Source organism: Pseudomonas sp. P1_F7, from assembly GCF_056405655.1.
Window position 1 is genome coordinate 1 of the sequence record NZ_JBFUBR010000012.1, and the last position, 25,367, is coordinate 25,367.

28 protein-coding genes, 4 tRNA genes and 1 rRNA gene are annotated in these 25,367 nt (G+C 55.4%); all 33 read left to right on the forward strand.

All coding sequences use genetic code 11. The annotated features are described in order from the left end of the window. Positions 1–94, forward strand: a 5S ribosomal RNA gene (gene rrf / locus AC1D1M_RS17915); the annotation flags it as partial. Positions 95–229: 135 nt separating this feature from the next. After that, on the forward strand, positions 230–1,189 hold the full coding sequence (gene birA / locus AC1D1M_RS17920; protein ID WP_046041607.1) for a bifunctional biotin--[acetyl-CoA-carboxylase] ligase/biotin operon repressor BirA: 960 nt from the start codon (positions 230–232) through the stop codon (positions 1,187–1,189). Then, complete coding sequence (locus tag AC1D1M_RS17925) at positions 1,179–1,928, forward strand: pantothenate kinase (RefSeq protein ID WP_477776697.1); 750 nt, start codon at positions 1,179–1,181, stop codon at positions 1,926–1,928. The genes birA and AC1D1M_RS17925 overlap by 11 nt, the downstream gene beginning before the upstream one ends. 7 nt (positions 1,929–1,935) lie before the next feature. Continuing rightward, complete coding sequence (locus tag AC1D1M_RS17930) at positions 1,936–2,376, forward strand: hypothetical protein (RefSeq protein ID WP_477776698.1); 441 nt, start codon at positions 1,936–1,938, stop codon at positions 2,374–2,376. Positions 2,377–2,519: 143 nt separating this feature from the next. Beyond that, positions 2,520–2,604, forward strand: a tRNA-Tyr gene (locus tag AC1D1M_RS17935). Between the two features lie 24 nt (positions 2,605–2,628). After that, positions 2,629–2,702 (forward strand) — tRNA-Gly (locus AC1D1M_RS17940). Between the two features lie 26 nt (positions 2,703–2,728). Next, a tRNA-Thr gene (locus AC1D1M_RS17945) sits at positions 2,729–2,804 on the forward strand. Between the two features lie 174 nt (positions 2,805–2,978). Next, a tRNA-Trp gene (locus tag AC1D1M_RS17950) sits at positions 2,979–3,054 on the forward strand. A 45-nt stretch (positions 3,055–3,099) separates the two neighbouring features. After that, positions 3,100–3,468 (forward strand): preprotein translocase subunit SecE, encoded by a 369-nt coding sequence (gene secE, locus AC1D1M_RS17955; protein WP_007984402.1) that lies wholly within the window; start codon positions 3,100–3,102, stop codon positions 3,466–3,468. Positions 3,469–3,477: 9 nt separating this feature from the next. Beyond that, positions 3,478–4,011, forward strand: a complete 534-nt coding sequence (gene nusG, locus AC1D1M_RS17960) for a transcription termination/antitermination protein NusG (protein ID WP_007984405.1) — start codon at positions 3,478–3,480, stop codon at positions 4,009–4,011. A 117-nt stretch (positions 4,012–4,128) separates the two neighbouring features. Next, entirely contained in the window at positions 4,129–4,560 is a 432-nt protein-coding gene (gene rplK, locus AC1D1M_RS17965) for a 50S ribosomal protein L11 (RefSeq protein ID WP_007933726.1), read from the forward strand. After that, positions 4,560–5,255 carry a 50S ribosomal protein L1 gene (gene rplA / locus AC1D1M_RS17970; protein WP_003186095.1) on the forward strand — a complete coding sequence of 232 codons (696 nt, stop codon included), beginning with the start codon at positions 4,560–4,562 and terminating at the stop codon, positions 5,253–5,255. Before rplK ends, rplA begins: the two co-directional genes overlap by 1 nt. Positions 5,256–5,453: 198 nt before the next feature. Next, positions 5,454–5,954 (forward strand): 50S ribosomal protein L10, encoded by a 501-nt coding sequence (rplJ, locus tag AC1D1M_RS17975; RefSeq protein ID WP_007970413.1) that lies wholly within the window; start codon positions 5,454–5,456, stop codon positions 5,952–5,954. A 75-nt stretch (positions 5,955–6,029) separates the two neighbouring features. Further along, a complete protein-coding gene (gene rplL / locus AC1D1M_RS17980; RefSeq protein ID WP_095059512.1) occupies positions 6,030–6,395 on the forward strand; it encodes a 50S ribosomal protein L7/L12 in 366 nt (121 codons plus the stop codon). 220 nt (positions 6,396–6,615) lie between these two features. Beyond that, positions 6,616–10,689: a DNA-directed RNA polymerase subunit beta gene (gene rpoB / locus AC1D1M_RS17985; RefSeq protein WP_108218341.1), complete on the forward strand. Its 4,074-nt coding sequence runs from the start codon at positions 6,616–6,618 to the stop codon at positions 10,687–10,689. 64 nt (positions 10,690–10,753) lie between these two features. Next, the gene (gene rpoC / locus AC1D1M_RS17990; RefSeq protein ID WP_056728978.1) at positions 10,754–14,953 is read left to right on the forward strand and encodes a DNA-directed RNA polymerase subunit beta'; all 4,200 of its coding nucleotides are present in this window, start codon (positions 10,754–10,756) and stop codon (positions 14,951–14,953) included. Between the two features lie 216 nt (positions 14,954–15,169). Then, positions 15,170–15,541, forward strand: a complete 372-nt coding sequence (gene rpsL / locus AC1D1M_RS17995; protein WP_003186084.1) for a 30S ribosomal protein S12 — start codon at positions 15,170–15,172, stop codon at positions 15,539–15,541. Between the two features lie 108 nt (positions 15,542–15,649). Then, positions 15,650–16,123, forward strand: a complete 474-nt coding sequence (gene rpsG / locus AC1D1M_RS18000) for a 30S ribosomal protein S7 (RefSeq protein ID WP_007994653.1) — start codon at positions 15,650–15,652, stop codon at positions 16,121–16,123. 30 nt (positions 16,124–16,153) lie between these two features. After that, the gene (fusA, locus tag AC1D1M_RS18005) at positions 16,154–18,259 is read left to right on the forward strand and encodes an elongation factor G (RefSeq protein WP_007994652.1); all 2,106 of its coding nucleotides are present in this window, start codon (positions 16,154–16,156) and stop codon (positions 18,257–18,259) included. A 30-nt stretch (positions 18,260–18,289) separates the two neighbouring features. Further along, positions 18,290–19,483 (forward strand): elongation factor Tu, encoded by a 1,194-nt coding sequence (gene tuf, locus AC1D1M_RS18010; protein WP_008053875.1) that lies wholly within the window; start codon positions 18,290–18,292, stop codon positions 19,481–19,483. A 157-nt stretch (positions 19,484–19,640) separates the two neighbouring features. Continuing rightward, entirely contained in the window at positions 19,641–19,952 is a 312-nt protein-coding gene (gene rpsJ / locus AC1D1M_RS18015) for a 30S ribosomal protein S10 (RefSeq protein ID WP_003186070.1), read from the forward strand. Between the two features lie 80 nt (positions 19,953–20,032). Beyond that, positions 20,033–20,668: a 50S ribosomal protein L3 gene (gene rplC / locus AC1D1M_RS18020; RefSeq protein WP_003186059.1), complete on the forward strand. Its 636-nt coding sequence runs from the start codon at positions 20,033–20,035 to the stop codon at positions 20,666–20,668. A 12-nt stretch (positions 20,669–20,680) separates the two neighbouring features. After that, entirely contained in the window at positions 20,681–21,283 is a 603-nt protein-coding gene (rplD, locus tag AC1D1M_RS18025) for a 50S ribosomal protein L4 (RefSeq protein ID WP_003228735.1), read from the forward strand. Next, positions 21,280–21,579 carry a 50S ribosomal protein L23 gene (gene rplW / locus AC1D1M_RS18030; protein WP_002555488.1) on the forward strand — a complete coding sequence of 100 codons (300 nt, stop codon included), beginning with the start codon at positions 21,280–21,282 and terminating at the stop codon, positions 21,577–21,579. Before rplD ends, rplW begins: the two co-directional genes overlap by 4 nt. 14 nt (positions 21,580–21,593) lie before the next feature. Further along, positions 21,594–22,418, forward strand: coding sequence for a 50S ribosomal protein L2 (gene rplB, locus AC1D1M_RS18035; RefSeq protein ID WP_008018194.1), 825 nt, complete (start codon positions 21,594–21,596; stop codon positions 22,416–22,418). A gap of 16 nt (positions 22,419–22,434) precedes the next feature. After that, the gene (gene rpsS, locus AC1D1M_RS18040; RefSeq protein WP_002555486.1) at positions 22,435–22,710 is read left to right on the forward strand and encodes a 30S ribosomal protein S19; all 276 of its coding nucleotides are present in this window, start codon (positions 22,435–22,437) and stop codon (positions 22,708–22,710) included. 11 nt (positions 22,711–22,721) lie between these two features. Then, entirely contained in the window at positions 22,722–23,054 is a 333-nt protein-coding gene (gene rplV / locus AC1D1M_RS18045) for a 50S ribosomal protein L22 (protein WP_003103908.1), read from the forward strand. Positions 23,055–23,067: 13 nt separating this feature from the next. After that, positions 23,068–23,754 (forward strand): 30S ribosomal protein S3, encoded by a 687-nt coding sequence (rpsC, locus tag AC1D1M_RS18050; protein ID WP_008065719.1) that lies wholly within the window; start codon positions 23,068–23,070, stop codon positions 23,752–23,754. Positions 23,755–23,766: 12 nt separating this feature from the next. Continuing rightward, positions 23,767–24,180, forward strand: coding sequence for a 50S ribosomal protein L16 (rplP, locus tag AC1D1M_RS18055; protein WP_003228729.1), 414 nt, complete (start codon positions 23,767–23,769; stop codon positions 24,178–24,180). Continuing rightward, positions 24,180–24,371, forward strand: a complete 192-nt coding sequence (gene rpmC, locus AC1D1M_RS18060) for a 50S ribosomal protein L29 (RefSeq protein WP_002555481.1) — start codon at positions 24,180–24,182, stop codon at positions 24,369–24,371. Before rplP ends, rpmC begins: the two co-directional genes overlap by 1 nt. A 2-nt stretch (positions 24,372–24,373) precedes the next feature. After that, positions 24,374–24,640, forward strand: a complete 267-nt coding sequence (gene rpsQ / locus AC1D1M_RS18065; protein WP_003176419.1) for a 30S ribosomal protein S17 — start codon at positions 24,374–24,376, stop codon at positions 24,638–24,640. Between the two features lie 23 nt (positions 24,641–24,663). Beyond that, positions 24,664–25,032 (forward strand): 50S ribosomal protein L14, encoded by a 369-nt coding sequence (rplN, locus tag AC1D1M_RS18070; protein WP_002555479.1) that lies wholly within the window; start codon positions 24,664–24,666, stop codon positions 25,030–25,032. Positions 25,033–25,043: 11 nt separating this feature from the next. After that, the gene (gene rplX / locus AC1D1M_RS18075) at positions 25,044–25,358 is read left to right on the forward strand and encodes a 50S ribosomal protein L24 (RefSeq protein WP_003186046.1); all 315 of its coding nucleotides are present in this window, start codon (positions 25,044–25,046) and stop codon (positions 25,356–25,358) included. The last annotated feature ends 9 nt before the right edge of the window (positions 25,359–25,367 follow it).

Below are 25,367 nucleotides of genomic sequence, written 5' to 3' on the forward strand. Positions count from 1 at the left end.
AACCACCTGATCCCATCCCGAACTCAGCAGTGAAACGATGCATCGCCGATGGTAGTGTGGGGTTTCCCCATGTGAGAGTAGGTCATCGTCAAGATTAAATTCCGAAACCCCAATTGCGAAAGCAGTTGGGGTTTTGTTTTTGTCCGCAGAAAAGCCATGGCTACTGGATTTCTATGCAATCGCTCGGTGCGTGGATATCATGCGGGCCTCATTGTGAGGCGAGACCTGCATGCTGACGTTGTTAAAGCTTCTTAAAGATGGCCGATTCCATTCGGGTCAAGCATTGGGCGCTGCCCTTGGCGTCAGTCGTAGCGCTGTGTGGAAGCAGCTTCAGCATTTGGAAGCTGAGCTGGGTTTGTCTATTCATAAGGTTCGTGGACGCGGCTATCAATTGTCCGCGCCATTAGCGCTGCTCGATCCTGCCGAGATAAGCGCTCAGGCGCATTCTTGCGCCTGGCCCGTCCAGGTTTACGATTCAATCGACTCCACGAATGCCGAGGCACTGCGCGCTATCGAGCGGGGGCAGGCGGCACCGTTTGTGGTGCTTTCGGAGCGGCAGACAGCCGGACGCGGGCGACGTGGTCGCAAGTGGGTCAGTCCATTCGCAGAAAACGTCTATTACAGCCTGGTGCTACGCATTGATGGTGGGATGCGTCAGCTGGAGGGCTTGAGTCTCGTCGTTGGACTCGCTGTCTTGCAGACGTTGCGTGAGCTCGGTATTGCAGCCGCTGGCTTGAAATGGCCTAACGATGTCCTTGTAGGTCAGAAAAAGATCGCGGGAATACTGCTCGAGTTGGTTGGTGATCCTGCTGATGTGTGCCACGTGGTCCTAGGGGTGGGAATCAATGTGAACATGCAGTCCGCTGATGAGGTGGACCAGCAGTGGACATCCCTGCGGCTCGAGTCGGGCAAATTGTTTGATCGCAACCAATTGGTTGCGATGCTGGGGGAGATGCTGCAGCGATACCTGGCTCGTCACCAGGCGGGTGGTTTTTTGGCCATCCAGTCGGAGTGGGAGCAAAATCACCTGTGGCAGGGGCGAAGCGTGTCGTTGATTGCCGGCGTCAATCAAATTGATGGTGAAGTGCTTGGTATTGATGGCCAGGGCGCTTTGCGCCTGAAGGTGGATGGTGTGGAGAAAGTCTTCAGTGGTGGTGAGTTGAGCCTGAGGTTGCGTGATGATTCTTGAGCTCGATTGTGGGAATAGTTTCATCAAGTGGCGTGTGCTTGCCGCTAATGCGGGGCAGGTGCTGGGTGAAGGGGTCGTCGATTCCAATCCTGGATTGCTGGAGGGGTTGGGGGCGCTCAAGGGGCTTGCCCTCACGTTTTGCCGGTTGGTGAGCGTCAGGACCGCGGAGGAAACCGCTGCGCTGACGTCTTTGCTCGGCGATACCTTTGATGTGCCGGTTGTGTGTGCAACGCCTGCGCGCGAAATGTCAGGCGTGCGCAATGGGTATGACGAGTTTGAGCGGCTGGGGCTGGATCGGTGGCTCGCAATGCTCGGAGGCTTTCATCTGGCTTCAGGTGCGTGCCTGGTGCTCGATTTCGGTACGGCCGTGACCGCTGATTTTATCGCGGGGGATGGAGAGCACCTGGGTGGTTTCATCTGTCCGGGGATGCCGTTGATGCGCAACCAGTTGCGAACCCATACCCGCAAAATTCGTTATGGGGATCTGGCGGCCGAGCAGGCTCAGGAAAGTCTTGTTCCTGGTCGCGCGACTGTCGAGGCTGTAGAGCGTGGCTGTCTGTTGATGTTGCGCGGCTTCGTGCTGACCCAGCTCGAATTGGCGCGAAGTTACTGGGGGGAGGACTTTGTCGTGTTCCTCACCGGGGGGGATGCGAGCCTGGTTGCTGAGGTCGTGCCTCAGGCCAGGGTTGTTCCGGACTTGGTGTTTGTCGGATTGGCCATGGCCTGTCCCTTGTCCTGAGGTTTTTATGCGTTGGTTGTTTCTGCTGCTGCTTGTCCTCAATGGCTTCTACTACATCTGGCATCAACAAGAGGCTCCTCTGCGCGCGAAGGATGTCACGCCTTTGAGTCTCTATCGCGGGTCTCAACAAGATATCCGCTTGTTGAGCGAAGCAAGTGACGTATCCAGGGACAAGGGTAAAGCTGTCACGACAGACAATGGCTGTCTTTATCTGGGCGGCTATACGCGCCAGGAGGCCGCGCAGGCGGTTGAGCGTCGTTTGAGCGGGATGGAGGTCAAGTTTCAGCCCCTGCCGAAAGCTGCGGCTGAAGGGGCAGGGTATTGGGTGCGTATCGCACCGGAAAGCCGGCGTCGGCTGGACGATTTGCAGCTGCAAAACCTTTCTAAAGAATTCAATGAGTTAAAACATAAAATAATGCCGTGCGAGGGGGTTGCACCCACCGAATAGTTTGCATAGAATGGCGCCCGCTCCACAGCGAACACCGGAAACGGTTAACGGTGTGAAGCAAGGTCAACGCAGCTAAGCTCAGGTTTTTAATGAGAAAAATGCTTGACAGAAGGCTGGCATGATGTAGAATGCCGGCTCGCTTAGGAGGGGTTCCCGAGCGGCCAAAGGGATCAGACTGTAAATCTGACGTCTACGACTTCGAAGGTTCGAATCCTTCCCCCTCCACCATTTTTAGCGAGAGCTGTAAGCCTCGCGGGTATAGTTTAGTGGTAGAACCTCAGCCTTCCAAGCTGATGATGCGGGTTCGATTCCCGCTACCCGCTCCAAGTTTACAGGTTTTGCACAGTGTTACGCTCTTGTAGCTCAGTTGGTAGAGCACACCCTTGGTAAGGGTGAGGTCAGCGGTTCAAATCCGCTCAAGAGCTCCATATAACAAGGCAGATATGAAAATATCTGCCTTTGTTTTAGGTGGTAGTGGTTGCGCCTGATGGTGTTTCTGAAGGTTGCCGGTGTCGTGAATGCCGGTGTTGCAGCCAAGGTTGCCTGGTAAGTGTTGTAAAGTCTTTTTCGGGTCGGCATAATGGTCGGCCTGATTTTGTTTTAGGTCAGTAGCTCAATTGGCAGAGCGACGGTCTCCAAAACCGTAGGTTGGGGGTTCGATTCCCTCCTGACCTGCCAGATTCACTCGGTGTGTCTGGCTTTCTTTTCACAGGATCTTCATAGATGACTCCTAAAGCTGAAGCTCAAGGCTCTCGTTTCGACCTCCTCAAGTGGCTTGTAGTAGTCGCTCTGGTGGTTGTTGGCGTTGTTGGCAATCAGTACTTTTCTGCTTCGCCGATCCTGTACCGCGTACTCGCATTGCTTGCCATTGCTGCCGTAGCTGCCTTTGTAGGCCTGCAGACGGTCAAGGGCAAGTCTTTCTTTGTACTGGTTAAGGAAGCGCGCACCGAAATTCGTAAAGTCGTTTGGCCAACTCGCCAAGAAACCACGCAGACCACGTTGATCGTTGTGGCTGTTGTCCTGGTTATGGCGTTGCTGTTGTGGGGGCTTGATTCCCTGCTCGGCTGGCTTGTTTCCTTGATCGTCGGCTAAGGGTGTCCCGTGGCTAAGCGTTGGTATGTTGTGCATGCTTACTCCGGTTACGAGAAGCATGTAATGCGCTCGCTGATCGAGCGCGTAAAGCTGGCCGGTATGGAAGATGGCTTCGGCGAGATTCTGGTTCCCACTGAAGAAGTGGTTGAAATGCGCAATGGCCAGAAGCGCAAAAGCGAACGCAAATTCTTCCCTGGCTATGTGCTGGTGCAGATGGATATGAATGAGGGTACTTGGCACTTGGTCAAGGACACTCCTCGGGTGATGGGTTTCATCGGCGGTACTGCCGACAAGCCTGCGCCAATCACCGATAAAGAAGCAGAAGCGATTCTGCGCCGCGTTGCCGATGGCAGCGACAAACCGAAGCCGAAGACGTTGTTCGAGCCGGGTGAGTCGGTGCGTGTCAATGACGGTCCGTTCGCAGACTTTACCGGTGTTGTTGAAGAAGTTAACTACGAAAAGAGCCGGATCCAGGTCGCAGTGCTCATTTTCGGTCGCTCTACTCCGGTGGAGCTCGAGTTCAGCCAGGTCGAAAAGGTCTAGTTGAACAAAAATCCCAACCCCGCAGCCGTAGGCTGTGGGGTTTTGTCGTCACTGGGATAAACGCGCAAGTAACCGGGGAGCCTCTCGAGGCGTTCGAACCCGTAATTGGAGTGCCTCATGGCCAAGAAGATTACCGCTTACATCAAGCTGCAAGTGAAGGCCGCTCAGGCTAACCCAAGCCCACCTGTTGGTCCTGCTCTGGGTCAGCACGGCGTGAACATCATGGAATTCTGCAAGGCTTTCAACGCCCGTACTCAGGGTCTTGAGCCAGGTCTGCCGACTCCAGTGATCATCACTGTCTACAGCGACCGTAGCTTCACTTTCGAAACCAAATCCACCCCTGCTTCGGTTCTGCTGAAGAAGGCGGCCGGTCTGACCAGCGGTTCCGCTCGTCCGAACACCGTTAAGGTTGGCACCGTGACTCGTGCACAGCTGGAAGAAATCGCGAAAACCAAAAACGCGGATCTGACTGCAGCTGATATGGAAGCAGCCGTGCGTACTATCGCCGGTTCTGCTCGTAGCATGGGCCTTAACGTGGAGGGTGTGTAATGGCTAAGCTGACCAAGCGTCAAAAGGCTATCGCCGGCAAAATCGAAGCAGGCAAGGCCTACAACTTTGTAGACGCCGCTGCCCTGCTGGCTGAGCTGTCGACTGTCAAGTTCAGCGAGTCGTTCGACGTAGCTGTAAACCTGGGTGTTGACCCGCGTAAATCCGACCAGGTCGTTCGTAGCGCTACCGTGCTGCCACACGGCACTGGCAAGACCGTTCGCGTTGCTGTGTTCACTCAAGGTCCAGCTGCTGAAGCCGCTCTGGCTGCCGGCGCTGACCGTGTAGGCATGGACGACCTGGCTGCCGAAATGAAAGGCGGCGACCTGAACTATGACGTAGTGATCGCATCCCCGGATGCAATGCGCGTTGTAGGTCAGTTGGGTCAGATCCTCGGTCCACGTGGCCTGATGCCTAACCCTAAAGTCGGCACCGTAACTCCAGACGTAGCTACCGCGGTTAAAAACGCCAAGGCTGGTCAGGTTCGTTATCGCACCGACAAAAACGGCATCATCCACACTTCCGTTGGCAAGATCGGCTTCGATGCCGTCAAGCTGAAGGAAAACGTTGAAGCCCTGATCGCTGATCTGAAGCGTATCAAGCCAGCTTCCTCGAAAGGTATTTACGTCAAGCGCGTTACCCTGAGCACCACTATGGGCCCAGGTCTGGTCATCGACCAAAGCTCGCTCGACGCGTAAGACACAGATTGGCGCAAGCGATTGCGCCAATTGAAAAATTGGGGTCCCTGCCTGGCGGGGGCTATCCAAGACCGTAGGCGACGCAAGTCTTAAACCTCAAGCCTACGCAGATGGTGCTCCCGGTTCCTTACCGAATCAGACACCAAAACGACATCCGGTTTCGACCAGATGAAACGGTAACAAGCAGGAGTTAAACCCGTGGCAATTAAACTCGAAGACAAGAAGGCCATCGTCGCTGAAGTCAACGAGGCTGCCAAAGTCGCTCTGTCCGCTGTCGTGGCTGATGCCCGTGGCGTAACAGTAGGCGCGATGACCGGACTCCGTAAAGAGGCTCGTGAAGCTGGCGTTTACGTACGTGTTGTACGTAACACCCTGCTCAAGCGCGCTGTTGCTGACACTGAATTCAGTGTCCTCAACGACGTGTTCACTGGCCCTACCCTGATTGCGTTCTCCAAAGAACATCCAGGCGCTGCTGCCCGGATCTTCAAGGAATTCGCAAAGGGTCAGGACAAGTTCGAGATCAAGGCAGCTGCGTTCGAGGGCAAGTTCCTCGCAGCTAACCAAATCGACGTACTGGCAACTCTGCCGACCCGTGACGAAGCAATTTCTCAGCTGATGAGCGTGATTCAAGGCGCTACCAGCAAGTTGGCTCGTACTCTGGCGGCAATTCGCGACCAGAAAGAAGCTGCTGCAGCCTAAGGCTCGTCAACTTCTCGCGTTTTTTGTTTTTTTCGATGGTCGCGTAGGCCGTCCCCAATATCAGGAATTAGATTCATGTCTATCTCTCAGAACGATATCCTTGAAGCAGTTGGCAACATGTCCGTAATGGAAGTTGTTGAGCTGATCAAAGCTTTCGAAGAAAAATTCGGTGTTACCGCTGCTGCTGCATCGGCTGGTCCAGCTGCTGCTGCCGCTGTTGTTGAAGAGCAAACTGAATTCAACGTCATGCTGCTGGAAGCTGGCGAGAAGAAAGTTAACGTGATCAAGGCAGTACGTGAACTGACCGGTCTGGGCCTGAAAGAAGCCAAGGCTGTAGTTGACGGCGCTCCTGCCATGGTTCTGGAAGCAGTGACCAAAGATGCAGGCGACAAAGCCAAAGCAGCTCTGGAAGAAGCAGGCGCTAAAGTCGAGCTGAAGTAAGCATCGACTTTGCTCCTCCAGCCCGAGCGTTAAGCGACAGGCTGATGGCTGGTGGCTCTTGCCACCGGCCTTTTTCCGTTATTGGCAGCCGACTGGGTCGGTGCCGATAACGTGCTGTAACCACCCGATGCGGTGGCGCAAACCATGGGGTTTGCACGATTTTCTGGCTGCTCCCGTCGGGAGGGGCCAAACAAGCAGGTGACCAAGCTGGGGAACGCTGATGGCTTACTCATATACTGAGAAAAAACGTATCCGCAAGGACTTTAGCAAGTTGCCGGACGTCATGGATGTGCCGTACCTCCTGGCCATCCAGCTGGATTCGTATCGTGAATTCTTGCAAGCGGGAGCGACTAAAGATCAGTTCCGCGACGTGGGCCTGCATGCGGCCTTCAAATCCGTTTTCCCGATCATCAGCTACTCCGGCAATGCTGCGCTGGAGTACGTCGGTTATCGCCTGGGCGAACCGGCATTTGATGTCAAAGAATGCGTATTGCGCGGTGTAACTTACGCCGTACCTTTGCGGGTAAAAGTGCGCCTGATCATTTTCGACAAAGAGTCGTCGAACAAAGCGATCAAGGACATCAAAGAGCAAGAAGTCTACATGGGTGAAATCCCCCTGATGACTGAAAACGGTACCTTCGTAATCAACGGTACCGAGCGTGTAATCGTTTCCCAGCTGCACCGTTCCCCGGGCGTGTTCTTCGACCACGACCGTGGCAAGACGCACAGCTCCGGTAAACTGCTGTACTCCGCGCGCATCATTCCTTACCGCGGTTCGTGGCTGGACTTCGAGTTCGACCCGAAAGACTGCGTATTCGTGCGTATCGACCGTCGTCGCAAGCTGCCTGCATCGGTACTGCTACGCGCGCTGGGCTATACCACTGAAGAAGTGCTGGACGCGTTCTATACCACCAACGTATTCCATGTGAAGGGCGAGACCCTGAGCCTGGAGCTGGTGCCTCAGCGCCTGCGCGGTGAAATCGCTGTCCTCGATATTCTGGATGACAAAGGCAAGGTTATTGTCGAGCAGGGTCGTCGTATCACCGCTCGCCACATCAACCAGCTGGAAAAAGCCGGGATCAAAGAGCTGGATGTGCCTCTGGACTACGTCCTGGGTCGCACAACCGCCAAGGTCATCGTGCACCCGGCAACCGGCGAAATCCTGGCAGAGTGCAACACCGAGCTGAACACCGAGATCCTGGCCAAAATCGCCAAGGCTCAGGTTGTTCGCATCGAAACTCTGTACACCAACGATATCGACTGCGGTCCGTTCGTCTCCGACACCCTGAAGATCGACTCCACCAGCAACCAATTGGAAGCGCTGGTCGAGATCTATCGCATGATGCGTCCAGGCGAGCCGCCAACCAAGGACGCTGCCGAGACCCTGTTCAACAACCTGTTCTTCAGCCCTGAGCGCTATGACCTGTCTGCGGTCGGCCGGATGAAGTTCAACCGTCGTATCGGTCGTACCGAGATCGAAGGTTCGGGCGTGCTGTGCAAGGAAGACATCGTCGCGGTACTGAAGACCCTGGTCGACATCCGTAACGGTAAAGGCATCGTCGATGACATCGACCACCTGGGTAACCGTCGTGTTCGCTGCGTAGGCGAAATGGCCGAGAACCAGTTCCGCGTTGGCCTGGTACGTGTTGAGCGTGCGGTCAAAGAGCGTCTGTCGATGGCTGAAAGCGAAGGCCTGATGCCGCAAGACCTGATCAACGCCAAGCCAGTGGCTGCGGCGGTGAAAGAGTTCTTCGGTTCCAGCCAGCTGTCCCAGTTCATGGACCAGAACAACCCGCTGTCCGAGATCACCCACAAGCGTCGTGTTTCCGCACTCGGCCCTGGCGGTCTGACTCGTGAGCGTGCCGGCTTCGAAGTGCGTGACGTACACCCGACTCACTACGGTCGTGTATGCCCGATTGAAACGCCGGAAGGTCCGAACATCGGTCTGATCAACTCCCTGGCCGCTTATGCGCGCACCAACCAGTACGGCTTCCTGGAAAGCCCGTACCGTGTGGTGAAAGACGCTCTGGTCACCGACGAGATCGTGTTCCTGTCCGCCATCGAAGAAGCCGATCACGTGATCGCTCAGGCCTCGGCCACGATGAACGACAAGAAAGTCCTGATCGACGAGCTGGTAGCTGTTCGTCACTTGAACGAATTCACCGTCAAGGCGCCGGAAGACGTCACCTTGATGGACGTATCGCCGAAGCAGGTAGTTTCGGTTGCTGCGTCGCTGATTCCGTTCCTCGAGCACGACGACGCCAACCGTGCGTTGATGGGTTCGAACATGCAGCGTCAAGCTGTACCAACCCTGCGCGCTGACAAGCCGCTGGTAGGTACCGGCATGGAGCGTAACGTAGCCCGTGACTCCGGCGTTTGCGTCGTGGCTCGTCGTGGCGGCGTGATCGACTCCGTCGACGCCAGCCGTATCGTGGTTCGTGTTGCCGATGACGAAGTTGAAACCGGTGAAGCCGGTGTCGACATCTACAACCTGACCAAATACACCCGCTCCAACCAGAACACCTGCATCAACCAGCGTCCGCTGGTGCGTAAGGGTGATCGGGTTCAGCGTAGCGACATCATGGCCGACGGCCCGTCCACCGACATGGGTGAACTGGCACTGGGTCAGAACATGCGCATCGCGTTCATGGCATGGAACGGCTTCAACTTCGAAGACTCCATCTGCCTGTCCGAGCGTGTTGTTCAGGAAGACCGTTTCACCACGATCCACATCCAGGAACTGACCTGTGTGGCTCGTGACACCAAGCTTGGGCCAGAGGAAATCACTGCCGACATCCCGAACGTGGGTGAAGCGGCACTGAACAAGCTGGACGAAGCCGGTATCGTTTACGTAGGTGCTGAAGTTGGCGCAGGCGACATCCTGGTTGGTAAGGTCACTCCGAAAGGCGAGACCCAGCTGACTCCGGAAGAAAAACTGCTGCGTGCGATCTTCGGTGAAAAAGCCAGCGACGTTAAAGACACTTCCCTGCGTGTACCTACCGGTACCAAGGGTACTGTCATCGACGTACAGGTCTTCACCCGCGACGGCGTTGAGCGTGATGCTCGTGCCCTGTCGATCGAGAAGTCCCAGCTGGACGAGATCCGCAAGGACCTGAACGAAGAGTTCCGTATCGTTGAAGGTGCTACTTTCGAACGTCTGCGTTCCGCTCTGGTCGGCCACAAAGCCGAAGGCGGCGCCGGTCTGAAGAAAGGCCAGGACATCACCGACGAAGTCCTCGACGGTCTTGAGCACGGCCAGTGGTTCAAACTGCGCATGGCTGAAGATGCTCTGAACGAGCAGCTCGAGAAGGCTCAGGCCTACATCGTTGATCGTCGCCGTCTGCTGGACGACAAGTTCGAAGACAAGAAGCGCAAACTGCAGCAGGGCGATGACCTGGCTCCAGGCGTGCTGAAAATCGTCAAGGTCTACCTGGCAATCCGTCGTCGCATCCAGCCGGGCGACAAGATGGCCGGTCGTCACGGTAACAAAGGTGTGGTCTCCGTGATCATGCCGGTTGAAGACATGCCGCACGATGCCAATGGCACCCCGGTCGACGTTGTCCTCAACCCGTTGGGCGTACCTTCGCGTATGAACGTCGGTCAGATCCTTGAAACCCACCTGGGCCTCGCGGCCAAGGGTCTGGGCGAGAAGATCAATCGCATGATTGAAGAGCAGCGCAAAGTTGCCGAGCTGCGCAAGTTCCTGCACGAGATCTATAACGAGATCGGCGGTCGTCAGGAAAGCCTCGATGACTTCTCGGACCAGGAAATCCTGGACCTGGCTCAAAACCTGCGTGGCGGCGTTCCAATGGCCACTCCAGTGTTCGACGGTGCCAAGGAAAGCGAAATCAAGGCCATGCTGAAACTGGCGGACCTGCCAGAAAGCGGCCAGATGCAGCTGACCGACGGCCGTACCGGCAACAAGTTCGAGCGCCCGGTTACCGTTGGCTACATGTACATGCTGAAGCTGAACCACTTGGTAGACGACAAGATGCACGCTCGTTCTACCGGTTCGTACAGCCTGGTTACCCAGCAGCCGCTGGGTGGTAAGGCGCAGTTCGGTGGTCAGCGTTTCGGGGAGATGGAGGTCTGGGCACTGGAAGCATACGGTGCCGCTTACACTCTGCAAGAAATGCTCACAGTGAAGTCGGACGATGTGAACGGCCGTACCAAGATGTACAAAAACATCGTGGATGGCGATCACCGTATGGAGCCGGGCATGCCCGAGTCCTTCAACGTGTTGATCAAGGAAATTCGTTCCCTCGGCATCGATATCGATCTGGAAACCGAATAACACGTGACGCGAATCGAGAGCGGGGCAGGATTGCCCGCTCTCTGCTCCGCCAGGAGGAAAGGCCTTGAAAGACCTACTGAATTTGCTGAAAAACCAGGGTCAAGTCGAAGAGTTCGACGCCATCCGTATCGGATTGGCATCGCCTGAGATGATCCGTTCGTGGTCGTTCGGTGAAGTTAAAAAGCCGGAAACCATCAACTACCGTACGTTCAAACCTGAGCGTGACGGCCTGTTCTGCGCCAAGATCTTTGGCCCGGTAAAGGATTACGAGTGCCTGTGCGGTAAGTACAAGCGCTTGAAGCACCGTGGTGTGATCTGCGAGAAGTGCGGCGTTGAAGTCGCGCTGGCAAAAGTTCGTCGTGAGCGCATGGCGCACATCGAACTGGCCTCGCCAGTTGCCCACATCTGGTTCCTGAAATCGCTGCCGTCCCGTATCGGCTTGCTGATGGACATGACCCTGCGTGATATCGAGCGCGTTCTCTACTTCGAGAGCTACGTCGTTATCGATCCAGGCATGACCACCCTTGAAAAAGGTCAGCTGCTGAACGACGAGCAGTACTTCGAAGCGCTGGAAGAGTTCGGCGACGATTTCGATGCCCGCATGGGTGCCGAAGCTGTCCGCGAACTGCTGCACGCTATCGACCTGGAACACGAGATTGGCCGCCTGCGTGAAGAAATTCCGCAAACCAACTCCGAAACCAAGATCAAGAAGCTGTCCAAGCGTCTGAAGTTGATGGAAGCCTTCCAGGGTTCCGGCAACCTGCCAGAGTGGATGGTGCTGACCGTTCTGCCGGTTCTGCCGCCAGATCTGCGTCCACTGGTCCCGCTGGATGGCGGTCGCTTCGCGACTTCCGACCTCAACGATCTGTATCGTCGAGTGATCAACCGTAACAACCGCTTGAAGCGCCTGCTGGATCTGTCCGCTCCGGACATCATCGTGCGCAACGAAAAGCGTATGTTGCAGGAAGCTGTCGACGCACTGCTCGACAACGGTCGTCGTGGCCGCGCTATCACCGGTTCCAACAAGCGTCCTCTGAAATCCCTGGCTGACATGATCAAGGGTAAGCAGGGTCGTTTCCGTCAGAACTTGCTCGGTAAGCGTGTTGACTACTCTGGCCGTTCGGTAATTACCGTAGGTCCGACCCTGCGTCTGCACCAGTGCGGTCTGCCGAAGAAAATGGCTCTCGAGCTGTTCAAGCCGTTCATTTTCGGCAAGCTTGAAATGCGTGGTCTCGCTACCACCATCAAGGCTGCCAAGAAGATGGTCGAGCGCGAGCTGCCAGAGGTTTGGGACGTTCTCGCTGAAGTGATTCGCGAACACCCGGTTCTTCTCAACCGTGCACCGACCCTTCACCGTCTGGGTATCCAGGCGTTTGAACCGGTACTGATCGAAGGTAAGGCTATCCAGCTGCACCCTCTGGTCTGCGCCGCGTACAACGCCGACTTCGACGGCGACCAAATGGCCGTGCACGTACCGCTGACGCTGGAAGCCCAGCTCGAAGCGCGTGCGTTGATGATGTCGACCAACAACATTCTGTCGCCAGCCAACGGTGAGCCAATCATCGTTCCGTCGCAGGACGTTGTATTGGGTCTGTACTACATGACTCGTGAAGCGATCAACGCCAAGGGCGAAGGTCGTGTGTTCGCGGATCTGCAGGAAGTTGACCGTGTGTTCCGTGCCGGCGAAGCCGCACTGCACGCCAAGGTTAAAGTCCGGATCAACGAAACCGTCAACGACCGTGATGGCGGCAGCGTGAGCAACACCCGTATCGTCGACACCACTGTCGGCCGTGCGCTGTTGTTCCAGGTTGTGCCAAAGGGGCTGTCGTACGACGTCGTCAACCTGCCGATGAAGAAAAAGGCGATCTCCAAGCTGATCAACCAGTGCTATCGCGTGGTTGGTCTGAAAGAGACTGTGATCTTTGCTGACCAGTTGATGTACACCGGTTTTGCTTATTCGACCATTTCCGGCGTTTCCATCGGTGTTAACGACTTCGTTATCCCGGATGAAAAAGCCCGCATCATCAATGCTGCTACTGATGAAGTGAAAGAGATCGAAAGCCAGTACGCCTCCGGCCTGGTAACCCAGGGCGAGAAGTACAACAAAGTGATCGACCTTTGGTCGAAAGCGAACGACGAAGTTTCCAAGGCGATGATGGCCAACCTCTCGAAAGAGAAAGTCATCGACCGTCATGGCGTCGAAGTTGATCAGGAATCCTTCAACTCGATGTACATGATGGCTGACTCGGGTGCGCGGGGTTCCGCAGCACAGATTCGTCAGCTGGCCGGTATGCGTGGCCTGATGGCCAAGCCGGACGGTTCCATCATTGAAACGCCGATTACTGCGAACTTCCGTGAAGGTTTGAGCGTACTCCAGTACTTCATCTCCACTCACGGTGCTCGTAAGGGTCTTGCGGATACCGCGTTGAAAACGGCTAACTCCGGTTACCTGACTCGTCGTCTGGTAGACGTTGCACAAGATCTGGTTGTAACCGAGATCGATTGCGGCACCGAACACGGTCTGCTGATGACTCCGCACATTGAAGGCGGTGACGTTGTAGAGCCGCTGGGTGAGCGCGTATTGGGTCGAGTTATCGCCCGTGACGTATTCAAGCCGGGTACCGAGGACGTCATCGTTCCTGCCGGCACCCTGGTAGACGAGAAGTGGGTCGAGTTCATCGAGCTGAACAGCATCGACGAAGTGATCGTGCGTTCGCCGATCAGCTGCGAAACCCGCTTCGGTATTTGCGCCAAGTGCTACGGCCGCGATCTGGCTCGTGGTCACCAGGTGAACATCGGTGAGGCGGTCGGCGTTATCGCTGCCCAGTCCATCGGTGAGCCGGGTACCCAGCTGACGATGCGTACGTTCCACATCGGTGGTGCGGCAAGCCGGACCTCCGCAGCCGACAGCGTTCAGGTGAAGAATGGCGGTACCGTCCGTCTGCATAACCTGAAGCACGTTGAGCGAGTGGATGGTCACCTGGTGGCTGTGTCTCGTTCCGGTGAGCTGGCCATCGCTGATGACTTCGGTCGTGAGCGTGAGCGTTACAAGCTGCCGTACGGTGCCGTGATTTCGGTTAAAGAGGGTGACAAGGTCGAAGCTGGCGCTATCGTGGCCAAGTGGGATCCGCACACTCACCCGATCGTTACCGAAATGAAAGGTACCGTGACCTACGTGGGCATGGAAGAAGGCATCACGATCAAGCGTCAGACTGACGAATTGACCGGTATGACCAACATTGAAGTACTCGACGCCAAAGATCGTCCAGCTGCCGGTAAGGACATCCGTCCTGCCGTGAAGATGGTCGACGACAACGGCAAGGATCTGTTGCTGCCAGGTACTGACGTTATCGCTCAGTACTTCCTGCCAGCCAACGCCCTGGTCGGTGTAGCGGATGGTGCGAAGATCGCGATCGGTGATGTTATCGCTCGTATCCCGCAAGAGACTTCGAAAACTCGCGACATCACCGGTGGTCTGCCGCGTGTTGCCGACTTGTTCGAAGCTCGTCGTCCGAAAGAAGCGTCGATTCTGGCTGAGGTCAGCGGCACCATTGCGTTCGGTAAAGAGACCAAAGGCAAGCGCCGTCTGGTTATCACCCCGAACGACGGTACCGATCCGTACGAAGAGCTGATTCCGAAGTGGCGTCACCTGAACGTGTTCGAAGGCGAACAGGTAAACCGCGGCGAAGTTATCTCCGACGGTCCGAGCGATCCACACGACATCCTGCGTCTGCTGGGTGTGAGTGCGCTGGCCAAGTACATCGTTAACGAGATCCAGGACGTTTACCGTCTGCAAGGCGTGAAGATCAACGACAAGCACATCGAGACCATCCTGCGTCAGATGCTGCGTAAAGTTGAGATCGCTGAATCCGGCGATTCCAGTTTCATCAAGGGCGACCAGATGGAATTGACTCACGTACTGGTAGAGAACGAGCGTCTGAGCGGCGAAGACAAGTTTGTCTCCAAGTTCACTCGCGTTCTGCTGGGTATCACCAAGGCGTCGTTGTCCACCGAATCGTTCATCTCGGCGGCTTCCTTCCAGGAAACCACTCGCGTACTGACCGAAGCGGCGGTAACCGGCAAGCGCGATTACCTGCGCGGCCTGAAAGAAAACGTGGTCGTGGGTCGTCTGATCCCGGCCGGTACCGGTCTGGCTTATCACAGCGAGCGTAAGCGCCGCCGTGATGCAGACAAGCCGTTGCGCGTAAGCGCCAGTGAAGTGGAAGCTGCACTGACCGAAGCGCTGAACTCGAGCGGTAACTGAGTTCTGCGGTAAATGAGTGTGAGGCCCTGGTCACTCCGTTCATCGAATCGAGACAATTTGTCGAGATTGGATGAGCGGGGAGGGCGGGGCCTTGCCTTGACTGGGGACAAGATCCTCTTTAGACTCTTGTACCCCTAAATTTGGCGGGAACTCGTTCCTGCCATTTTGCTTTTCTTGCAAGACAATAGCGTCGCAAGACAACAGTGGAGCTAGTAGATGGCAACTATCAACCAGCTGGTACGTCAGCCGCGTAAGCGTATCGTCGAGAAATCCGACGTGCCTGCGCTGCAGAACTGCCCGCAACGCCGTGGCGTGTGCACCCGTGTGTACACCACCACGCCGAAAAAACCTAACTCGGCACTGCGTAAAGTATGCCGTGTGCGTCTGACCAACGGTTTCGAGGTTTCCTCGTACATCGGCGGTGAAGGCCACAACCTGCAAGAGCACAGCGTGGTACTGATCCGCGGCGGTCGTGTAAAAGACTTGCCAGGTGTTCGTTACCACACCGTTCGCGGCTCCTTGGATACTTCCGGCGTTAAAGGCCGTAACCAGGGTCGTTCGAAGTACGGTACCAAGCGTCCGAAGTAATCGGCCGTTTTGCAGTTTTTAATTTTATTGAGTCGATAAGAGTAAGGTCGGGCACGTATCCACAGGATCTGTCCCGGGCTAACCTGAAGACCGTTTGAGGGCTTATCAATGCCAAGACGTCGCGTAGCAGCCAAGCGTGAGATTCTGGACGATCCGAAATACGGAAGCCAAATCCTCGCCAAATTCATGAACCACGTAATGGAAAGCGGCAAGAAAGCCGTTGCCGAGCGTATCGTTTATGGTGCCCTGGATACCGTGAAGGCTCGTAAGGCCGGCACCGATCCCCTGGAACTCTTCGAAAAAGCACTCGACGCCATCGCTCCGCTGGTCGAAGTGAAGTCGCGCCGCGTTGGTGGTGCTACTTACCAGGTTCCGGTCGAGGTTCGTCCTTCCCGTCGTAACGCTCTGGCAATGCGCTGGTTGGTAGACTACGCCCGCAAGCGCGGCGAGAAGTCTATGGCTCTGCGTTTGGCTGGCGAGCTGTTGGACGCCGCCGAAGGTAAAGGTGCTGCAGTTAAGAAGCGTGAAGACGTGCACCGTATGGCTGAAGCCAACAAGGCTTTCTCGCACTACCGCTTCTAATTTTAGCGTCACTAATTTTGCGAGGGCTTTATGGCTCGTACAACACCGATTAATCGCTACCGTAACATTGGTATCGTTGCACACGTGGATGCTGGTAAAACCACCACCACTGAGCGCGTCCTTTTTTACACTGGCAAAAGTCACAAAATGGGCGAGGTGCATGACGGCGCCGCGACCACAGACTGGATGGTGCAGGAGCAGGAGCGTGGTATTACCATTACTTCTGCTGCCATTACCGCCTTCTGGCAGGGTTCTGCGAAGCAGCACAAGGACCAGTACCGTTTCAACGTCATCGATACCCCGGGCCACGTAGACTTCACTATTGAAGTTGAGCGTTCCCTGCGCGTACTCGACGGCGCGGTCGTTGTGTTCTGTGGTACTTCCGGCGTTGAGCCTCAGTCCGAAACCGTATGGCGTCAAGCCAACAAGTACGGTGTTCCGCGTATCGTTTACGTGAACAAGATGGACCGTGCCGGTGCGAACTTCCTGCGCGTGATCGCTCAGATCAAGCAGCGTCTGGGTCACACTCCGGTGCCTATCCAGTTGGCTATCGGTTCCGAAGACAACTTCCAGGGTCAGATCGATCTGATGACCATGGAAGCGGTTTACTGGAACGATGCCGACAAGGGTATGACCCCTCGTCGTGAAGCCATCCCTGCTGAACTGCAGGAACTGGCTGAAGAGTGGCGCAACAACATGGTTGAGGCTGCGGCCGAAGCCAGCGAAGAGCTGATGAACAAGTACCTTGAAGGTGAAGAACTCACCATCGAGGAAATCAAGGGTGCTCTGCGTCAGCGTACTATCGCTGGTGAGATCGTTCTGGCTGTTTGCGGTTCTTCCTTCAAGAACAAGGGTGTTCCCCTGGTTCTCGACGCCGTTATCGACTACCTGCCGGCTCCAACCGACATTCCTGCCATCAAGGGTACTGACCCGGATGACGAGGAAAAGCAAATGGAGCGTCATGCAGACGACAACGAGCCGTTCTCGGCTCTGGCGTTCAAGATCGCTACCGACCCATTCGTGGGTACCTTGACTTTCGTCCGTGTTTACTCGGGCGTGTTGGCCTCCGGCGACGGCGTGATCAACTCGGTCAAAGGCAAGAAAGAGCGCGTGGGTCGTATGGTGCAAATGCACGCAAACGCCCGTGAAGAGATCAAGGAAGTACGCGCTGGTGACATCGCGGCCCTGATCGGCATGAAGGACGTCACCACTGGTGAAACCTTGTGCAACGCTGACAAGCCAATCATCCTGGTTCGCATGGACTTCCCGGAGCCGGTTATTTCGGTTGCCGTTGAGCCTAAGACCAAGGATGACCAGGAAAAAATGGGTATCGCTCTGGGCAAACTTGCTCAGGAAGACCCGTCTTTCCGCGTCAAGACTGATGAAGAGACTGGTCAAACGATCATCTCTGGCATGGGCGAGTTGCACCTGGACATCCTGGTTGACCGGATGCGCCGTGAGTTCAACGTCGAAGCCAACATCGGTAAGCCTCAGGTTTCGTATCGTGAGCGCATCACGAAGAATTGCGAAATCGAAGGCAAGTTCGTTCGTCAGTCCGGCGGTCGTGGCCAGTTCGGCCATTGCTGGATCCGTTTTGCTCCTGCTGACGAAGGTCAGGAAGGTCTGCAATTCGTGAACGAAGTAGTGGGTGGTGTGGTTCCTAAGGAATACATCCCGGCTATCCAGAAGGGTATCGAAGAGCAGATGAAGAACGGCGTAGTTGCCGGCTATCCGCTGATCGGCCTGAAGGCTACCGTGTTTGATGGTTCTTACCACGACGTCGACTCGAACGAGATGGCGTTTAAGGTGGCTGCTTCCATGGCGACCAAGCAACTGGCCCAGAAGGGTGGTGGTGAGTTGCTCGAGCCGATCATGGCGGTAGAGGTTGTTACGCCTGAAGACTATATGGGTGACGTGATGGGCGACCTTAACCGTCGTCGCGGCATGATTCTGGGTATGGAAGACACGGTCTCCGGCAAGGTGATCCGTGCTGAAGTTCCGTTGGGCGAGATGTTCGGTTATGCGACCGACGTTCGTTCGATGTCCCAGGGTCGCGCAAGCTACTCTATGGAATTCAAAAAATACAATACAGCTCCGTCGCACATCGTCGAAACTGTAACCAAAAAACAAGGCTGATTCAGTCCTTTAGGCAAGGAGTTAATTGTCGTGGCTAAAGAAAAATTTGATCGTTCCCTACCGCACGTCAACGTTGGCACCATCGGTCACGTTGACCACGGTAAAACCACTCTGACCGCAGCTCTGACTCGCGTTTGCTCCGAAGTTTTCGGTTCTGCAATCGTTGATTTCGATAAAATCGACAGCGCGCCAGAAGAAAAAGCTCGTGGTATCACCATCAACACCGCGCACGTCGAGTACAACTCGAAGATCCGTCACTACGCTCACGTTGACTGCCCAGGTCACGCTGACTATGTGAAGAACATGATCACCGGTGCTGCCCAGATGGACGGCGCGATCCTGGTTTGCTCGGCCGCTGATGGTCCGATGCCACAAACCCGTGAGCACATCCTGCTGTCCCGTCAGGTAGGCGTTCCGTACATCGTGGTTTTCCTGAACAAGGCTGACCTGGTAGACGACGCTGAGCTGCTGGAACTGGTCGAGATGGAAGTTCGCGACCTGCTGTCCACCTACGACTTCCCGGGCGATGACACTCCAATCATCATCGGTTCGGCTCGTATGGCGCTGGAAGGCAAAGACGACAACGAAATGGGCACTACTGCCGTTCGTAAGCTGGTTGAAACTCTGGACAGCTACATCCCAGAACCAGAGCGTGCTATCGACAAGCCATTCCTGATGCCAATCGAAGACGTATTCTCGATCTCCGGTCGTGGTACTGTTGTGACTGGTCGTATCGAGCGCGGTATCGTTCGCGTTCAAGATGCACTGGAAATCGTTGGTCTGCGTGACACCACCACCACCACCTGCACCGGTGTTGAAATGTTCCGCAAGCTGCTCGACGAAGGTCGTGCTGGCGAGAACTGCGGCGTTCTGCTGCGTGGTACCAAGCGTGACGACGTTGAGCGTGGCCAGGTTCTGGTTAAGCCGGGTTCGGTTAAGCCGCACACCAAGTTCACCGCAGAAGTTTACGTTCTGAGCAAGGAAGAAGGCGGTCGTCACACTCCGTTCTTCAAAGGCTACCGTCCACAGTTCTACTTCCGTACTACTGACGTGACTGGTAACTGCCAGCTGCCAGAAGGCGTTGAAATGGTAATGCCAGGTGATAACATCCAGATGGAAGTTACCCTGATCAAGACCATCGCAATGGAAGACGGCCTGCGTTTCGCTATCCGTGAAGGCGGTCGTACCGTCGGCGCTGGCGTCGTAGCCAAAATCATCGAGTAAGCATCTCTTTTGAGATAGCTTCGATGCTTTGAAAGGCCCCCGCTCAGCGGGGGCTTTTTTATTGGGTTGACACCCATCTGGGGCGTCTATAGAATTGCGCCTCCTTTTAACGGGCGTATTGCGCCCGGTGGGAATAGCAGCCGGAGTCTGAAATCCAATGCAAAATCAGCAAATCCGTATCAGGTTGAAGGCTTTCGACCATCGCCTGATCGACCAATCAACCCAGGAAATCGTGGAAACCGCGAAACGTACTGGTGCTCAAGTGCGTGGTCCAATTCCACTGCCTACCCGTAAAGAGCGGTTCACCGTTCTGGTCTCCCCGCACGTCAACAAAGACGCGCGTGACCAGTACGAGATCCGTACTCATAAGCGCGTTCTGGACATCGTCCAGCCAACGGATAAAACCGTTGATGCTCTTATGAAGCTTGATCTTGCGGCCGGTGTGGAAGTGCAGATCAGCCTCGGCTAAGACTCGGTCTTAGTCGTGTAACGCTCTGAAATGGGCGGCCATAGCGGGTGAAAGCCCCGTACACTCATGAGGTTTACAACATGACTATTGGTGTAGTCGGTCGTAAATGCGGTATGACCCGTATTTTCACCGAAGAAGGTGTCTCCATTCCGGTCACGGTCATTGAGATCGAACCGAATCGCGTCACCCAGTTCAAAACTGAAGAGACCGATGGCTATCGTGCAGTGCAAGTCACTGTCGGCGAGCGTCGTGCTTCGCGTGTAACAGCAGCTCAGGCTGGCCACTTCGCTAAGGCGAACGTTGCCGCTGGTCGTACCGTAATGGAATTCCGCCTTGAAGAAGGCGAGTACCAGGCCGGCGATCTGATCAACGCTGAAATCTTCGCCGCTGGTCAACTGGTTGATGTAACCGGTCAGTCCAAGGGTAAAGGCTTCCAGGGTACGATCAAGCGTTGGAATTTCCGCGGGCAAGATAACACCCACGGTAACTCCGTATCCCACCGCGTTCCAGGCTCTATCGGCCAGTGCCAGACTCCTGGTCGTGTATTCAAGGGCAAAAAAATGTCCGGTCATATGGGCGCTGAGCGCGTGACCGTGCAGTCCCTCGAAGTAGTGCGCGTGGACGCTGAACGCAATCTGTTGTTGGTCAAGGGCGCTGTTCCTGGCGCTACTGGCGGCAACTTGGTTGTACGTCCAGCAGCCAAGGCTCGCGGTTAAGGGGAAGCTGACATGCAATTAAATGTAAATGACGCTCAAGCGATCGAAGTTTCCGAACTGACATTTGGCGGCGAATTCAACGAGACGCTGGTTCACCAAGCAGTCGTAGCCTACATGGCTGGCGGTCGTCAGGGTTCCAAGCAGCAAAAGACCCGTTCCGACGTTCGTGGTGGCGGTAAGCGCCCATGGCGTCAGAAAGGTACTGGCCGTGCTCGTGCCGGTACTATCCGTAGCCCAATCTGGCGTGGCGGCGGTACCACTTTCGCAGCTCGTCCTCAGGATCACTCCCAGAAGCTGAACAAGAAGATGTACCGCGCAGCAATGCGTTCCATCCTTGCTGAGCTGGTGCGTACTGATCGTCTGGTCGTGGTTCAGGATTTCGCCGTTGAAACGCCGAAAACCAAAGACCTGCTGGGCAAACTGAACAACATGAGCCTGACCGACGTTCTGATCGTGTCCGACGCTGTTGATCAGAACCTGTACCTGGCTGCTCGTAACCTGCCACACGTAGATGTACGTGACGTGCAAGGTTCCGATCCAGTTAGTCTGATCGCATACGACAAGGTGTTGATCACCGTGTCGGCCGTGAAGAAATTCGAGGAGCTGCTGGGATGAACCAGGAACGCGTATTTAAAGTTCTGCTTGGCCCGCACGTTTCCGAGAAGGCTACGGTTCTGGCAGACAAGAAAGGCCAGTTCGTTTTCAAGGTTGCTACCGACGCAACCAAGCTGGAAATCAAGAAGGCCGTCGAAAGCCTGTTCAGCGTGAAAGTAGAGCGTGTTACTACCCTGAATGTTCTGGGTAAGAGCAAGCGCACTGCTCGCGGTCTGGGCAAGCGTAATGACTGGAAGAAGGCAGTTATCTCCCTTCAGCCAGGCCAAGATCTCGATTTCAGCAGCAGTGCTGAGTAAGGAAGGGGTGCATCATGGCAATCGTTAAATGCAAACCGACTTCCCCTGGCCGCCGTTTTGTGGTCAAGGTGGTCAACCAGGAGCTGCATAAAGGCGCTCCTCACGCACCGCTGCTCGAGAAGAAATCGAAGACTGGTGGTCGTAACAACAATGGTCGTATTACCACTCGTCACATCGGTGGTGGCCATAAGCAGCATTACCGTATGGTCGATTTCCGTCGCAACGACAAAGATGGCATCGTCGCCACTGTCGAGCGTATCGAATACGATCCAAACCGTACTGCTCACATCGCACTGCTCTGCTACGCAGACGGCGAGCGTCGCTATATCATCGCCCCTAAAGGCGTGAGTGCTGGCGACACGCTGATCGCAGGTGCCCTGGCTCCAATCAAGCCAGGTAACGCTCTGCAACTGCGCAACATTCCAGTGGGTTCCACTGTACACGGCATCGAATTGAAGCCAGGTAAAGGCGCTCAGATCGCTCGTTCCGCTGGTGCTTCGGCTCAGCTGATCGCTCGTGAAGGCGTGTACGTTACCCTGCGTCTGCGTTCCGGTGAAATGCGTAAAGTCCTGGCTGAATGCCGTGCGACCCTGGGCGAAGTCTCGAACTCCGAGCACAGCCTGCGTTCGCTGGGTAAAGCTGGTGCCAAACGCTGGCGTGGCGTTCGCCCAACCGTTCGTGGTGTTGCCATGAACCCGGTTGACCACCCACATGGTGGTGGTGAAGGTCGTACCTCTGGTGGTCGTCATCCGGTATCGCCATGGGGCTTCCCGACTAAGGGCGCGAAGACTCGTGGTAATAAGCGTACCGACAAAATGATCGTCCGTCGTCGCAAGTAAATAGAGGGATACGACAGTGCCACGTTCTCTGAAAAAAGGTCCTTTTATCGATCTTCACCTACTGAAGAAGATCGAAGTGGCGGCGGAAAAGAACGATCGCAAACCGGTGAAAACCTGGTCGCGTCGTTCGATGATCCTGCCACAAATGGTCGGTCTGACCATCGCAGTACACAACGGTCGTCAGCACGTCCCAGTTCTCGTGAACGAAGACATGGTCGGCCACAAACTGGGCGAGTTCGCCGGTACCCGCACTTATCGCGGGCACGTGGCAGACAAGAAAGCCAAGCGTTAAGGGGTTAGGAAATGGAAGTAGCCGCTAAGTTGTCGGGCGCTCGAATCTCCGCCCAGAAAGCCCGCTTGGTCGCCGACCAGATCCGCGGGAAGAAGGTGGGCGAAGCGCTCAACCTGTTGGCTTTCAGCAGTAAGAAAGCCGCCGAGATCATGAAGAAAGTGCTGGAGTCGGCCGTAGCCAACGCCGAGCATAACGAAGGCGCAGACGTTGATGACCTGAAGGTCAGCACTGTTTTCGTCAACGAAGGGCGTTCGCTGAAGCGCATCATGCCACGTGCCAAAGGCCGTGCTGATCGCATCGTCAAGCGGTCTTGCCATATCACTGTCAAGGTTGCTGACAAGTAACGGAGTCGAAGAGATGGGTCAGAAAGTACATCCCATTGGCATTCGCCTGGGAATCGTCAAGGAGCACACCTCCGTCTGGTACGCAGACGGTCGGACTTATGCGGACTATTTGCTCGCAGATCTGAAGGTGCGTGAGTATCTCCAAGACAAACTAAAAAGCGCGTCCGTAAGCCGTATCGATATCCATCGTCCGGCCCAAACTGCACGTATCACCATCCACACCGCTCGTCCAGGTATCGTTATCGGGAAGAAAGGTGAAGATGTTGAGAAACTGCGTCAGGACCTGACCAAGCAAATGGGTGTGCCTGTGCACATCAATATCGAAGAGATCCGCAAGCCGGAGCTCGACGGTATGCTGGTTGCGCAGAGCGTAGCTCAGCAGCTGGAGCGTCGCGTAATGTTCCGTCGTGCTATGAAGCGCGCCGTACAGAACGCCATGCGCATTGGTGCCAAAGGCATCAAAATCCAAGTGAGCGGTCGTCTCGGCGGTGCTGAAATCGCACGTACTGAATGGTATCGCGAAGGTCGTGTGCCATTGCACACCCTGCGTGCCGACATCGACTATGCCAACTACGAAGCTCACACCACTTACGGTGTGATCGGTGTAAAGGTTTGGATCTTCAAAGGCGAAGTAATTGGTGGTCGCCAAGAAGAACTGAAACCACAAGCACCAGCGCCTCGTAAAAAAGCTGCTAAGTAAGGGGTACGCCAAATGTTGCAACCAAAGCGTACGAAGTTCCGCAAGCAAATGACTGGTCACAACCGTGGCCTGGCATTGCGCGGTAGCAAAGTCAGCTTCGGCGAGTTCGCGCTGAAGTCTGTTGCTCGTGGTCGTCTCACCGCTCGTCAGATCGAGTCAGCGCGTCGTGCTCTGACCCGTCACGTAAAACGTGGCGGCAAGATCTGGATCCGTGTATTCCCGGACAAGCCTATTTCCAAGAAGCCACTCGAAGTTCGGATGGGTAAAGGTAAGGGTAACGTCGAATACTGGGTTGCCCAGATTCAGCCAGGCAAAGTCCTGTATGAAATCGAGGGTGTTTCTGAAGAGCTGGCGCGTGAGGCTTTCGCCCTGGCTGCTGCAAAGCTGCCGCTCGCCACCTCCTTTGTTAAACGGACGGTGATGTGATGAAAGCGAATGAACTTCGTGAAAAATCCGCACAGCAGCTGAACGAGCAACTGCTCGGCTTGCTGCGCGACCAGTTCAATCTGCGTATGCAGAAAGCAACTGGCCAGTTGGGGCAGTCTCATCTGCTCTCGCAAGTTAAGCGTGACATCGCTCGCGTGAAGACTGTGCTCAACCAGCAGGCAGGTAAGTAATCATGGCTGAAGCCGAAAAAACTGTCCGTACGCTGACTGGCCGTGTTGTCAGCGACAAGATGGACAAAACCATCACCGTTCTGATCGAGCGTCGCGTTAAGCACCCGATCTACGGTAAATACGTTAAGCGTTCGACTAAGCTGCACGCGCACGACGAAACCAATCAGTGCCACATTGGCGACAAAGTCACTATTCGTGAAACTCGTCCTTTGGCCAAGACCAAGTCTTGGGCGCTGGTTGATGTTCTCGAACGCGCTGTGGAAGTCTAAGGACTAGGGGTCGGAGAAATTATATGATTCAGACTCAATCCATGCTCGATGTGGCCGATAACAGCGGCGCTCGCCGCGTTATGTGCATCAAGGTGCTGGGTGGCTCCCATCGTCGTTACGCTGGTATCGGTGACATCATCAAAGTTACCGTCAAGGAAGCAATTCCTCGCGGTAAAGTGAAAAAAGGCCAAGTGATGACTGCTGTTGTAGTCCGCACTCGTCACGGCGTACGTCGTGCTGATGGCTCCATTATCCGCTTTGATGGCAACGCTGCTGTTCTGTTGAACAACAAGCAAGAGCCGATCGGCACCCGTATCTTTGGGCCAGTGACCCGTGAACTTCGTACTGAGAAGTTCATGAAGATCGTCTCGCTCGCCCCAGAAGTGCTGTAAGGAGATCCGACATGCAAAAGATTCGTCGTGACGACGAGATCATCGTGATCGCCGGCAAAGACAAAGGTAAGCGCGGTAAGGTGCTGAAGGTTCTTGCTGACAACCGTCTGGTTGTTGGTGGTCTGAACCTGGTCAAGCGTCATACCAAGCCTAACCCGATGTCGGGCGTACAGGGCGGTATCGTCGAGAAAGAAGCGCCACTGCACGCTTCCAACGTCGCCATCTTCAACGGCGAAACCAACAAGGCTGACCGCGTTGGTTTCAAAGTAGAAGACGGTAAGAAAATTCGTGTCTTCAAGTCGACCCAAAAAGCGGTTGATGCTTGAACACTGCTA